This window comes from Flavobacteriales bacterium, assembly GCA_020635795.1.
In the GTDB taxonomy this organism is placed as follows: Bacteria; Bacteroidota; Bacteroidia; order Flavobacteriales_E; family Vicingaceae; genus Vicingus.
Genome location: JACJZD010000001.1, coordinates 539,748 through 552,379, shown reverse-complemented (window position 1 = coordinate 552,379; position 12,632 = coordinate 539,748). Strand labels below are relative to the sequence as shown.

Annotated in this window: 13 protein-coding genes; all 13 read left to right on the top strand. The window is 28.8% G+C overall.

Features of this window, described 5'->3' with window-relative positions:
• The first annotated feature begins 1 nt into the window (after position 1).
• The 13 genes from H6589_02360 (at position 2) to H6589_02300 (ending at position 12,632) form a co-directional block, all read left to right on the top strand.
• On the top strand, positions 2-433 hold the full coding sequence (locus tag H6589_02360; GenBank protein MCB9173426.1) for a hypothetical protein: 432 nt from the start codon (positions 2-4) through the stop codon (positions 431-433).
• A 32-nt stretch (positions 434-465) separates the two neighbouring features.
• Positions 466-1,737: an oligosaccharide flippase family protein gene (locus tag H6589_02355; protein ID MCB9173425.1), complete on the top strand. Its 1,272-nt coding sequence runs from the start codon at positions 466-468 to the stop codon at positions 1,735-1,737.
• Between the two features lie 57 nt (positions 1,738-1,794).
• Positions 1,795-3,051 carry an oligosaccharide repeat unit polymerase gene (locus H6589_02350; GenBank protein ID MCB9173424.1) on the top strand — a complete coding sequence of 419 codons (1,257 nt, stop codon included), beginning with the start codon at positions 1,795-1,797 and terminating at the stop codon, positions 3,049-3,051.
• A gap of 401 nt (positions 3,052-3,452) precedes the next feature.
• On the top strand, positions 3,453-4,304 hold the full coding sequence (locus H6589_02345; protein MCB9173423.1) for an O-antigen ligase family protein: 852 nt from the start codon (positions 3,453-3,455) through the stop codon (positions 4,302-4,304).
• Positions 4,294-5,511: a glycosyltransferase gene (locus H6589_02340; protein ID MCB9173422.1), complete on the top strand. Its 1,218-nt coding sequence runs from the start codon at positions 4,294-4,296 to the stop codon at positions 5,509-5,511. The genes H6589_02345 and H6589_02340 overlap by 11 nt, the downstream gene beginning before the upstream one ends.
• A gap of 38 nt (positions 5,512-5,549) precedes the next feature.
• On the top strand, positions 5,550-6,278 hold the full coding sequence (locus tag H6589_02335) for a class I SAM-dependent methyltransferase (GenBank protein MCB9173421.1): 729 nt from the start codon (positions 5,550-5,552) through the stop codon (positions 6,276-6,278).
• Positions 6,279-6,290: 12 nt separating this feature from the next.
• Positions 6,291-7,079, top strand: coding sequence for a methyltransferase, TIGR04325 family (locus H6589_02330; GenBank protein ID MCB9173420.1), 789 nt, complete (start codon positions 6,291-6,293; stop codon positions 7,077-7,079).
• A gap of 3 nt (positions 7,080-7,082) precedes the next feature.
• A complete protein-coding gene (locus H6589_02325) occupies positions 7,083-7,451 on the top strand; it encodes an FdtA/QdtA family cupin domain-containing protein (protein ID MCB9173419.1) in 369 nt (122 codons plus the stop codon).
• The gene (locus H6589_02320; GenBank protein MCB9173418.1) at positions 7,432-8,529 is read left to right on the top strand and encodes a DegT/DnrJ/EryC1/StrS family aminotransferase; all 1,098 of its coding nucleotides are present in this window, start codon (positions 7,432-7,434) and stop codon (positions 8,527-8,529) included. Before H6589_02325 ends, H6589_02320 begins: the two co-directional genes overlap by 20 nt.
• 5 nt (positions 8,530-8,534) lie before the next feature.
• Complete coding sequence (locus tag H6589_02315) at positions 8,535-9,542, top strand: glycosyl transferase (GenBank protein MCB9173417.1); 1,008 nt, start codon at positions 8,535-8,537, stop codon at positions 9,540-9,542.
• Between the two features lie 2 nt (positions 9,543-9,544).
• Entirely contained in the window at positions 9,545-10,705 is a 1,161-nt protein-coding gene (locus H6589_02310; GenBank protein ID MCB9173416.1) for a glycosyltransferase family 4 protein, read from the top strand.
• A 5-nt stretch (positions 10,706-10,710) separates the two neighbouring features.
• Positions 10,711-11,331 (top strand): acyltransferase, encoded by a 621-nt coding sequence (locus H6589_02305; GenBank protein MCB9173415.1) that lies wholly within the window; start codon positions 10,711-10,713, stop codon positions 11,329-11,331.
• Positions 11,332-11,342: 11 nt separating this feature from the next.
• Positions 11,343-12,632 (top strand): O-antigen ligase family protein, encoded by a 1,290-nt coding sequence (locus H6589_02300; protein ID MCB9173414.1) that lies wholly within the window; start codon positions 11,343-11,345, stop codon positions 12,630-12,632.

Genomic DNA, 12,632 nt, shown 5'->3' with positions numbered 1-12,632 from the left:
TATGAATTTTGTAGGAAGATTAAAGTATTATTTAATAGGATTTGGTTTAGGATGTGTAATTGTTTGGGCTACACTTTACCGAAATAGCGACAGACCATCGTGGTTACCCGAAGGTAGAATTTTAGAGTTTCTTGAAAAAACTGAAATAAAAATTAGCGATGAGTTAAAATGTAAATTGGAGTGTAACTCCATACCTCTCGACTTTTTAAATGCTAAATTCTTTAAAAATGCTAATGTCGATTTTAAACAAAGTGCTACCCAACGAAAACCTTGTCCAGAATACCACATAACCTCAACCCTACCAAACAAACAAACCATTGTTGTTTACATAGAAAATTGCGAATTGTGTGAAGGTTGTAGTAAAGAAGGTACTGCCGAATTAAGAAATTTTGAACTAACAAATGCTAAAGAAAATTGTAATTGTGGTGACTAAACACAATTTTGTTCATTGAATAATAACAAATATTGAAACGTTTCTTTCCAAAATCTGATTTCTCAAAAAACACGCTGATATTAATTAGCGGAACTGTTGTTGCTCAAGCAATTCCATTGATACTCCATCCTTTTTTACGAAGAATATATACACCTGAAGACTTTGGTGCTATGGCTGTTTTTCTTAGTATTTTTAGTATGGTTACCATTGTATCTTCATTCAGGTATGAAGCAACTATAGTTCTACCAAAAGAAGATAATGATGCCGCAAATATTCTAGGCTTAACCTTTATTATCAGTGTAATTTTTAACATATTGATTTTATTAACTATTGTTCTTTTTAAAGATTCAATTATCAACTTTATTGGCTTACCAATTAAATATGAGAACTTTATTTATTTATTACCAATTACAAGCTTTCTATTTAGCTTTTACCAAAGTTTAAATTATTGGCTAGTTCGTCAAAAGGCATTTAAGGCTAGCTCTATAAACAAAATTGTTAGAAGAGCCGTTGAGGGTACTACTCAAGTTACGTTAGGTTTATTAAAAATTCCAGGAGGTTTATTTGTTGGTGATTTCGTTGGTAATTTCTCAAATGTAATAAGTGGTATTGGTCAAATTTTTAAACATAACTTTAGTACAACCACCATTACAAAAAATGACATTATTATCGTACTAAAAAGATACATTGACTACCCAAAATACAATGTTGTACCCACTCTTTTAAGTTCTGCTGCAAGCTTATTACCATTCTTGTTTATCAATAAATTTTATTCCACCGAAGCGGTAGGTTATCTTGATTTATCTCGAATGATTTTGTCAATCCCTTTAATTTTTATTTCTGCTACAATTGCTCAGGTGTTGTTTCAACAAATGACAGAAAAAAAACATCAGCTAATTAGCATTAAAAAGGATTTACTTAATATTTTTTATTTACTAATCGGAATTATAGCGTTAGAAGCCATTGTTTTATTTTTATTCGGTGATGAGTTGTTTAAGTTGATTTTTGGCGAGAACTACATCCTTTCAAGTATTTATTCAAAAATTTTAATTTTTAGTTTTTCTGTGAATTTTATTACTTCAACATTTTCTTCAGTATATATTACCTTTGATAAAATCAAATTGAATAGCATTTGGCAAATCACCTATTTTGGTTCTATTTGTTGTTTACTATTTTTTACAAAAATTGAACTTATTGATTTTATTAAAATATATGTTGGTATAGAAGTAATCATGAGTTTAATAAATTGTTTTATGCTGTTTAATATTGTTAATTCATACGAACAAAAAATATTGAAAAATTAACTTCTTGTAATGTTTTCATCATTAAGATTATATATATCGACAACATTTTCTTCAGCAATGGATTTTTTTAAACTAAAAACCTTGTTACTGATTTCCTATTTAATTTTAGAGTTATACTATTTTAATTTCATAACAGATTATTTTAACCATTTAGGCTTTGTTCTTAATTTTAACACATTAAAATATATTGTTACTAAACTTATTTTTCTAGGTTTTGTTCTTCTTTCTTATTTTTTCTACTCACGCAGTCATTTTCTATACGTAGTTTACTTAATAATTTTATTGTTATTCTATATTCCTAATGCCATCTATTTTTCTTTTAGTAATGGAAATATAGCTCCATTTATATCTAACGTTTTATTTGTTAGCATTTTTGCAGTTTCCCCATATATAAAATTTAATTTTCCTGTTCTTAACCTTTCTGACATTAGCAGAAAAATAACTCTTTTTATTTTATCTATTGGGTTACTGATACCATTAGTGTTAAAATTTAATATTTCATTAAACCTTAACACTTTGTTTTTAAAAGATATATATAGCACTAGAGAGTTATTTTCAGAAAAACTAACTGGATATCTGGGTTACATTTATAATTTTGAAGTAAAGACCATAATTCCAATAGGTATCATCTATTTTTTAATCAAAAAAAATTATAAAACCGTAGTTCTATTAATCATTGCTTTGCTCTATTTATATGTTATTTCCGGCAACAAAGCGGTTTATTTCACTACATTTATTGTTCTTTCATTTTTCTTTTTAGGCAAGGATTATATTACAAAAATTAAATTTTTCTTCTACATTCTGTTAGCATTATTCTTAATCTCTCCCATCTTGGATTTTTTGTTTTTTGAAGAACCAATATTTAAAGGAACTTTTGTAAATAGACTCTTTTTCATTCCATCTCTTCTAACACAATGGTATTTTGAATTTTTTGAGGGAAAACCTTTTTATTTTGCTGAAAGTCATTTTTTTAACCTATTCAGTAAAAGTCCTTATGATATGCCTGTTGGGTATTTATTAACAAAAATACATTGGAATGAACCTACTGTTTTTGCAAATAATGGAATTGTATCTGATGGATTTATGAATTTAGGGTACTTTGGCGTAGTTCTATTTTCATTTATTTTTGCTACACTTTTTGGTATTTTTAATTGTTTTAAATTAGGGGCTGAATACCTTGGTTTATTTTTTAGCTACATTTTTATAATGTTAAGTGCTCCTCTATTAACTTGTTTCATAACTGGAGGAATTGTACTATTTATTGTGTTATATTATACGGTTTTAAATGAATCTGACTCCCTAAACAATCATTAATGAATATGAAACTATCCATATTTAACAATCTTAATGAAAGTAAAATCAATAGCTTATTTATTCTATCGTTCGTCTTTCTTTTCCCTGTAATTGCTTTAATAAACTTCATATTCGAAATTCAAAATGGTTCTGTTAGCCAAACATATAGATTCCTTAATTTATCATTTGCCTTCTTTTTAATATTAAAAAACATTCTTAACAAAAAAAATAGGATATTAAAATTTAATACTTTTAGAAATGTTGCTTTATTATTATTTCTACTATTCTGGTGTCTTTATCTTCTTAGAATTTTTTTTGACCTCCAAATTCATAACCTTCATTTATTAACATCATTATCAAAAAACTATTATTATCTATATTCAATTGGTGTCACATTCATTCCAATTTTAGCAATAATGAGCATGAATAAAATTGATTATAATTATTTAGAAAAAATTCTATTAAGATACCTTAAAATAATAAGTCTATGCTTCCTAATTATTTTAATTATTGACAAATTTTTCGTCAATCATCTAGTTGGTAGATTTACTTTAACTCGAAATGAAATAGACTATCTAGATTCAATAAGTATTGCAATAGTTTCTAGCCTTTTACTGATTTTAAGTTCAATAAATTTAAATAAAAGCATTTATAATTATTTATTTTTTTTCATAGGCTGGTTCCTTCTGTTATCTACAGCTGCTAGAGGTGCTATTATTTTTACAATACTGACTTTTTTATTCTTGATATTTTACAGAAAAAAGGAGATAAAACTAAATTATCTCTACTTGTTTATTGTAATAAGTTTAGCAGCCCTTACAAACTATATTGCTAGTTTATTTTTTAAGAATAATTTTGGAGGCAATAATATTTTACTTTATAGAATAAGTCATGTTACTTCTGAAGATAGTACTGTAACTCGTTTAAAAATATTAAAAGATGCCCTTTATCAATTTGTTGACCAACCATTTTTTGGGTCTCATTTTTTAGTCGTTGAATCAAAAATGTATGCTCATAATATTGTTTTAGATGCTTTAATTTCGACTGGAATAATTGGCTCCATTTTACTTCTTCCTATTTTCTTTTTATTTTTTAAAAACTTACTAAATAGAAGTATACCTATTTTTCTAGTTTTGTTAGGTATTTTTTATTTTTTAAACACCTTAACTTCCGGAGCAATCTATAACACAGGCGAATTTTGGATGATTTTCATCCTAATTGTTAATTACAATTTCAATAAAATCGACAATAAATTAATAACCAATGAATTATAGATTTATAAGAATTACTAATAACTACCCACAATACATCAAAAGCTTCTACAGCAAACATCCTGAAGCTTTATTATTACCATACAAAGAGCAACATCAATTGTTAACTGAAGACTCTATTGAAATAGCAAGTGCTTATGTAAAAAATCTAAAAAAAATAGGAGTTGAGGCTATCGAAATAATTTCAAATGCAACGTTACTACAAAATGCTTGGAGAAAAGAAAATAATATTTCACCTAACATTTCCAATAACCTATTAATTATTGAACAAATAAAACAATTTAAACCCGAAGTAGTATGGATTGATGACTTATCATTAGTTGATTTGGAATGGAAAACCATGCTATTAAAAGAAGTCCCATCAATTAAATTATTTGTAGGACATCATTGTGCGCCTTTTAATGAAAATCTTATCGAAAAACTTAAGCTTTTCGATATTATGTTTACTTGTATTCCCTGTTTAAAAAAAGAGTTTGATAAATTAGGCATCAATTCACATTTGATGTATCATGGTTTTGAATCTACTATATTGGATAGTGTTCAAGAAAATAATCGTTTTCCAGAAACTGAATTTTTATTTTCCGGATCACTATACTCTGGATCTGGCTTTCATAAAAGTAGAATAGAATACCTAGAGTCTATGCTTAAATCAGGAATTAATATTGACATATATGGTAATTTGGAATCTTTCAAGAAAATATTTGTCAAGAAAATATTTTATCACCTTATTATCACCTTAAAAAAATTAAGATTGGGTAAAATAATCGAATTTATCCCTATTTTAAATAAAAATAAATCCTTTGGAGATTCATCTATAAATTTTTATTCAAAAAAGCTTATCAAAAGTTCAAAACCTCCTGTCTTTGGAAAAGAAATGTATCAATTATTAGCAAAATCAAATATTTGTTTTAACATACATGGAGAAGTTGCTGATAAATGTGCTGGTAACATTCGACTATTTGAAGCTACAGGAGTAGGAACATGTTTAGTAACTGATTGGAAAGATAATATTACTGAATTGTTTGAACCAGATAAGGAAATTATTACATACAAAACAGTAGAAGAATGTATTGAAAAAGTAAAATGGTTAATCGAAAACCCTGCGGAACGAAAAAAAATTGCTCAAGCAGGTCAACACAGAACTTTAAATGAACACTCTATTGAAAATAGAGCAATGCAATTGAATAAGATTTTAAGTGCTCATTTATAATATTCTTCTTTATCTTTGGTTTTTCAAGATTTAAATTAATGTCACAATTCAAAGAAATTATTCTTAAACAACTTTTCAAACCTTCATTCGTAAGTTTTTGTATCAATCCTTTTTTTTGGGGAAGAAGTGCCATTTACTTGAGTGTTAAAAAATTTGCACCATACATTTCAGGGAAAACAGTAGATGTAGGAAGTGGTAGCAAGCCATACAAAGATTTATTTAAAAATGTAACTGAATATATAGGTTTAGATATCGAAAAATCTGGGCACGACCATAAAACATCAGATATTGATGTATATTATGATGGGAACACTTTTCCATTTGAAAATAGTACCGTTGATTCATTAGTGTTTTTTGAAGTACTCGAACATGTTTTTAACCCTGAACAATTTTTATCCGAAATATCAAGAGTTGTAAAACCTGGTGGAAAATGCGTTGTGACTATCCCATTTATATGGGGCGAACATGAGCAACCATATGATTTTGCTAGATACTCATCATTTGGATTAAAGCATTTGTTTAATAACCATGATTTGGAAATTGTTGAACACAAAAAATATTTGTCGGACTTTAGAATATTTCCACTATTGGTTAATAGTTACATTTATACCATGTCAAAAAAATATCTACCAGGGTTACTTGCTTGGGTTTTAATAATTCCATTCTCGTTCATCAATAATTTTTTAGGACTATTTTTATATATCCTTCCTAAAAATGAAGAAATGTATTTTGGAAACATCTACGTGTTGAAAAACACCAAAAAATAGACTATTGTACAGATGTTAAAAGAATTTTTACCTCCAATTGCTTTAAAATACCTTTCTAGTTTTTTCTATGGATGGAGTGGTAACTATTCCTCATGGCAAGAAGCTGAAAACAAATGTACAGGCTATGACAATGAACTTATATTTAATAAGGTAAAAGATGCACTAATAAAGGTTAAAAACGGCGATGCCGTATTTGAACGCGATTCAGTAATTTTTGATAAAATTCATTACTCATTTCCACTTCTTTCTGCATTGAGTTTAACAGCGTTGAATGAAAAAGCTACTTTAAAAGTGCTAGACTTTGGTGGTTCACTTGGAAGTGCCTATTATCAAAACAAAAAATTATTCACTCACTTAACCAATTTTACCTGGAACATCGTTGAACAAAAACACTTTGTAACAGAAGGCAAACAAACCTTTGCTGATAATCACCTTAATTTTTATTATACAATCGATGAGTGTTTAAAAGAACAACAAATCAATCTATTATTATTGGGTTCAGTGTTACAGTATATTGAGCATCCTTATCAGTTACTTGATGAAATTACAAAGCATCAAATAGCATATATTTGTATTGACCGGACACCTATTTTTTTAACCCATTCTGATAGAATTACCATTCAAAAAGTTCATAAATCCATTTATGACGCTCAATATCCTTGTTGGATTTTGAATGAAACTAAATTAATAAACTACATTTGTAATAAAGGCTACGAGTTGGTTTTCGAAGCCGAATCTTCGGAAAAAATAAACTTAACCGATGCCCATTTAAAAGGATATTATTTTAAACTTAAAAACTAAACAATGGCTTACTTATTAAACTTAAAAACATTTACTGACAAAAGAGGAAATTTAACAGTAGTGGAAAAAGTAATTCCATTTGATATCAAACGAATATTTTACATCTACGGCGTTGACAATTCTGTGAGAGGCGGACATCGTCATGTAAAAACAATTCAAGCAGCTTTTTGCCTAAAAGGAAGCTGTATTATTTCTAATGATGACAATGAAAAACAAGAAGATTTTGTTTTAGACTCACCTGATAAATGTTTAATTTTAGAACCTAAAGATTGGCATCAAATGCACAGCTTTACAGAAGATACTATTTTAATGGTTTTAGCTTCTGAACATTTTGAACCAGAGGATTATATATATGAAAAATACCAGCATTGATTACGAAAACCTTCAAAAATTAAACGAACCGTTTTTTCAAGAATATCAAACCCAATTTGAAAAAGTATTAAAATCTGGATGGTACATTCTTGGTCAAAGTGTTAAAACTTTTGAAGAGGAATTTGCTAATTATAACAAATCAAAATATGCTGTTGGAGTTGCCTCTGGATTAGATGCTATAACATTGTCTATTGCAGCTTTTAATTTCGAAAAAAATAGCGAAATTATTGTTCCATCTAACACCTATATAGCAACTATATTAAGTGTAATGCAAAACAACATGAAACCCGTTTTAGTTGAACCTTGCATTGAAACTTACAACATTGACCCGCTTAAAATTGAAGCTGCCATTACGCCAAAAACAAAAGCAATAGTAGTAGTCCATTTGTATGGAAAAGCATGCAACATGGCACCCATTTTAGCACTTTGTAAAAAATACAATTTAAAACTTATCGAAGATTGTGCGCAATCTCACGGAGCAACTTACAAAAATCAATTTACCGGTACTTTTGGTGAATTTGGTGCCTTCAGCTTTTACCCAACCAAAAATTTAGGAGCTTTAGGCGATGCAGGTGCAATTGTATGTAATGATGATGATTTGAATAGTAAAGTCCGTCGATTAAGAAATTATGGTTCGGATATTAAGTATTATAACGAGGTGGTTGGATATAATTCAAGACTCGACGAAATGCAAGCTGCCTTTTTATCAGTTAAACTAAAAAAGTTAAATGACATTAATAATCATAAAAGAAATTTAGCCGCAATTTATTTAAATCATTTAAAAGATGATTTTATTAAACCTCAAGTACATTCAGATTACTTCGATGTTTATCACATCTTTAATATCCGACATGAAAAACGAGATGAATTAAAAGATTATTTACTGAAAAACGATATTAAAACTGAAATTCACTACCCAGTTTCTCCAAGTAAACAAAAGGCTTTAAGTGGTGTGTTAGACAAATACGACTTCCCTTTAAGTGAAGAAATACACCGAACAACATTAAGCCTACCTATATCATATTTCCATACTGAAAGTGATGTAAATCGTGTTATTGAAATAATGAATAAATTTTAATAACCATGCACCATTTTTGTACGCTATTCGATTCGTTTTATTTAACTAGAGGAATAACTTTATACCAATCTTTAGAAAAAGTTGGAGCAGATTTTCACCTATATATTTTTGCTTTTGATGATACCAGTTTTGAAATATTAAATAAACTCAATCTAAAACATGCCACCATTATCTCATTAAAAGATTTTGAAGATGAAAAATTACTTGAGGTAAAACCAGGCAGAACAAAAGCAGAATATTGCTGGACATCTACATCGTCAACAATTTTATATGTTTTAGAAAAATACAACGTAGAGAGTTGTACTTATGTTGATGCCGATTTATATTTTTATCAAAACCCAAAAGTTTTGTTTGATGAAATGGGTGAAAACTCTATTTTAATAACTGAACATCGGTATCCGCCAAAATTTAATCGAGTTAATACTTCTGGAATTTATTGTGTTCAATTTATTACTTTCTTAAATAATGAAGAAGGTTTAACAGCACTTAAGTGGTGGAGAAACGCTTGCATAGAATGGTGTTACGACAGGTATGAGGATGGCAAATTCGGTGATCAAAAATACCTAGATGATTGGACTACTCGCTTTAAAGGTGTTCACGTTTTAAAACATTTAGGTGGAGGATTAGCTTCTTGGAATGTTGAACAGTGGCCTTTAGTTAGTAAAAAGGGTAATATTATAACTTTTAAAGACAATACTGACAACACAACTTTTGAAGCAATATTTTACCACTTTCATCATGTTCGTTTTTACCAAAACAATATTGTTGATTTAGGATGGCGACATCCTACCATGCCAGTAGTTAAAAACTTGTATGTTCCATACATTATGGCTTTACAAGAAACAGAAAACTTAGTAAAATCTGTTCATCCAAGTTTTAATGTGCCTTTACAAAAATTTACGCTAATTAAAACTGGAGGTTTACGAAATAAATTAAAATACTTGTACAAAAAGTATTATCGTTTTAACGTTTTCAATACCCAAAAATTAATTGCCAAATATGGTACCAATTAATCATGAGTAATAAAAAAAAATACATTTTCATTGTTCAAGTTACTCGGCAATTATCCATTGATATTTTAAATACTTTCGTAAGTCAGGGTGCTGAAATAGAATTGGTAACTGGTGTTGTAGAAAGTAATTATGCTCCACTAAATCCTAATATAAAAGTCAAGTTTTACAATAAATATGATAACACTTCTGGCTTTAAACGAATGCTTACTTGGAGCTTATTTACCTTTCTAAGTTTTTTTCACGTCCTTTTTTCAAGTAAAAAGAAAGAACTCATATTAATTACTACCCCTCCTTTTATTGTTTTTACTGGCTTATTTTTTAAACGGCTTAGAAATCAAAACTATCATTTGATTATTTGGGATTTATATCCCGATGTTTTGGTCAATTTTGGTGTTTTAAACGAGTCTTCATGGATAATAAAATACTGGAAAAAAATAAATAAAACCTGTTTTACAAAAGCTTCAAATGTATTTACACTCGGAAAACATTTAGCCACCGCTATTAATAATTACACACAAGAGAACCCTAAAATAATCCCTAATTGGGTAAATGCAGATTTTGTAAAACCAATGGAAAAAGCGGAAAATACTTTTGCTAAAGAGCATAATTTACAAGATAAACTAGTGGTAATGTATTCTGGAAACATGGGACTAACCCATGATATTGAATCTATTGTTTATGCAGCTGAGGCTCTTCAAAATAATTCGTCCATACATTTTGTATTAATTGGAGATGGAGCGAAAAAAACAAAAATCACTCAATATGTTTCTGAAAAAAATCTAACAAATGTACTGATACTTCCTTACCAGAGTAACGAAGTGCTTCCATATTCTTTAAGTTGTGCCGACATAGGTGTTGTAACATTAAGTCAAGGAGCCGAAACCATTTCTGTTCCAAGTAAAACATATTATACCTTGGCTGCAGGTTCAGCAATATTAGCATTAGCATCACACGAATCAGAGTTAGGTTTATTAATCGAAGAATACAATTGTGGAAAAGTGTTCGAAAACCCTAAAAACGAAGAAATCGTTAAATTTATTGAAGGGTTAGTTCAAGAAAAAAGTCAACTAAAAGAATACAAAGAAAATGCAAGAAAGGCTTCCTTTAATTTTACTCCAGAAAATGCCAAACAATATTATAATTACATTTACGGTAAAAATTAAAGCTAATGCTTAGACAATTATATCTTTCTCCACTTGGTATATTAATATCTTATGTATTAAATGCTTTAGCTGTATTCCATAAACCTTTTATGGCTTATGGCTACCGTAACAAAATTGATGGTAAATTTTACAAAAAAACACGGATAGGTTCTAATGTAAAATTAGTTGAAAAGAAAAAAATTAACATTAAAGATAGTGTTTGGGTTGGGTATAACTGTCACCTTGATGGAATTGGAGGCATTACAATTCAAGAAGGAGTAAATATTGCCTCTCATACTTGTATTTACACACACAGCAGCCAAAATTCAATACGTTTATTAGGCAAGAATTTTATTGAAATTCCTGCAGAAGAAAGAATCGGTTATATTCTTGAACCTGTTAAGATTGATGAATATACTTTTATAGGTACTTCTTGCGTTATACTTCCTGGAACGACGATTGGAAAAGGTTGTATAATAGGTGCTGGTAGCGTTGTAAAAGGTGATTTTCCTGATTACTCGATTGTTGTCGGAAACCCAGCAAAAATAGTTGGTGATACAAGAGTTGTGGATAAAGAGTTGTTTCTTTCAGGTGTTGATTTCAAACATTATTATGATTCATCACTAAAAGAAGAATTTTCTAAATAAAATAAGTTGAAGTGATTAGCCAAGAATTAAATCAAAAAATACATTTTTATTTAACTTGCTTATTGGCGTTTTTCACTCCAATTCACCCGAAAATTTTACCAATACTCATTATTTTGCTCTGTGTAAATTGGGTTATTAATCCAACAAACATCAAACAGAGCTACAAAACACTTTCGAGTAATCTAGTACTTTCAACAACAGCAATTTTATACCTGATGTATTTAATTGGCATGCTTTACTCTTCTAATTTAGGTTTTGGCGGTCGTGTTTTAGAAACAAAAATGTCCTTAATAATTCTACCTATAATATATTCAGCCTATATCAATGTCACAAAGGAAAAATTAAATCATTACCTAAAAATATTTGTTTATGGGTGTATTGTTTATGCATTAATTTGTTTTTCATATGCCACCTATGCCTACTTTTTACCTTTAGAAATAGACCTTGGTAATGGCTATACATTTAATTATGGCGCTAATTATTTTTACTACTACTACCTTTCTGTGTTTTTTCATCCGAGCTATACAGCCATGTATAGTGTTTTTGCCTTAGCAATTATTGTTTTTGGGATCAAAAAAGAGTTGATTCAATTTAATTGGAAAACAATTCTAACAATAATTTTACTCACTATTTTTGTTCTTCTATTAAGTTCTAAAGCTGGGTGGATTACACTTTTTCTGTTGTGTTTTTATACCTTCTATCTACTTGTTTCTAAAAAAAAAATCATCCATACACTCTATTTTATTGTTCCCATTACCGTTGCATTTTTAGTCTTTAATGTTTATTACACTCCATTAGTATCTCAGCGTTTACCTGATGTGAAAGCAATTACAAATGTAGTTACTGAGAAAAATGAAAAAAACGAAGTAGTTACTACAAGCAAAGACGGTAATGCCGCAAGAATTTTAATTTGGAAAGCATCTGTTGAATTGTTTGTAAATAACTTCTTAATTGGTACTGGTACGGGCGACTCAAAAGATGAATTACTTAAAATTTATCATGCAAAAGAGATGACAACGGAGTATGAAAATAAGTTAAACTCTCACAACCAATTCCTTACAACTGCCATTTCATTAGGATTTATTGGGCTACTTATAATGCTCTTTACATTCCTATTACCTTTCTATTTTTCAATTTCAACTAAAAATTACCTCATTTCTGCATTTATAATTTTAATCTCCTTCAACCTATTGTTTGAATCCATGTATGAGACTCAAGCAGGAATTGTTTTCTATGCATTTTTTAATACATTGCTTTGTTCTACTTTCGTAAAAAATTATTCTGAAAAAAAATCGCAATAA

What these genes read in the sequence shown, in the direction of transcription:
- H6589_02360 (MCB9173426.1), top strand. Translation starts at nt 2, where the DNA reads ATGAATTTTGTAGGAAGATTAAAGTATTATTTAATAGGATTTGGTTTA.
- H6589_02350 (MCB9173424.1), top strand. Translation starts at nt 1,795, where the DNA reads ATGGATTTTTTTAAACTAAAAACCTTGTTACTGATTTCCTATTTAATT.
- H6589_02345 (MCB9173423.1), top strand. Translation starts at nt 3,453, where the DNA reads ATGAATAAAATTGATTATAATTATTTAGAAAAAATTCTATTAAGATAC.
- H6589_02340 (MCB9173422.1), top strand. Translation starts at nt 4,294, where the DNA reads ATGAATTATAGATTTATAAGAATTACTAATAACTACCCACAATACATC.
- H6589_02335 (MCB9173421.1), top strand. Translation starts at nt 5,550, where the DNA reads ATGTCACAATTCAAAGAAATTATTCTTAAACAACTTTTCAAACCTTCA.
- H6589_02330 (MCB9173420.1), top strand. Translation starts at nt 6,291, where the DNA reads ATGTTAAAAGAATTTTTACCTCCAATTGCTTTAAAATACCTTTCTAGT.
- H6589_02325 (MCB9173419.1), top strand. Translation starts at nt 7,083, where the DNA reads ATGGCTTACTTATTAAACTTAAAAACATTTACTGACAAAAGAGGAAAT.
- H6589_02320 (MCB9173418.1), top strand. Translation starts at nt 7,432, where the DNA reads ATGAAAAATACCAGCATTGATTACGAAAACCTTCAAAAATTAAACGAA.
- H6589_02315 (MCB9173417.1), top strand. Translation starts at nt 8,535, where the DNA reads ATGCACCATTTTTGTACGCTATTCGATTCGTTTTATTTAACTAGAGGA.
- H6589_02310 (MCB9173416.1), top strand. Translation starts at nt 9,545, where the DNA reads ATGAGTAATAAAAAAAAATACATTTTCATTGTTCAAGTTACTCGGCAA.
- H6589_02305 (MCB9173415.1), top strand. Translation starts at nt 10,711, where the DNA reads ATGCTTAGACAATTATATCTTTCTCCACTTGGTATATTAATATCTTAT.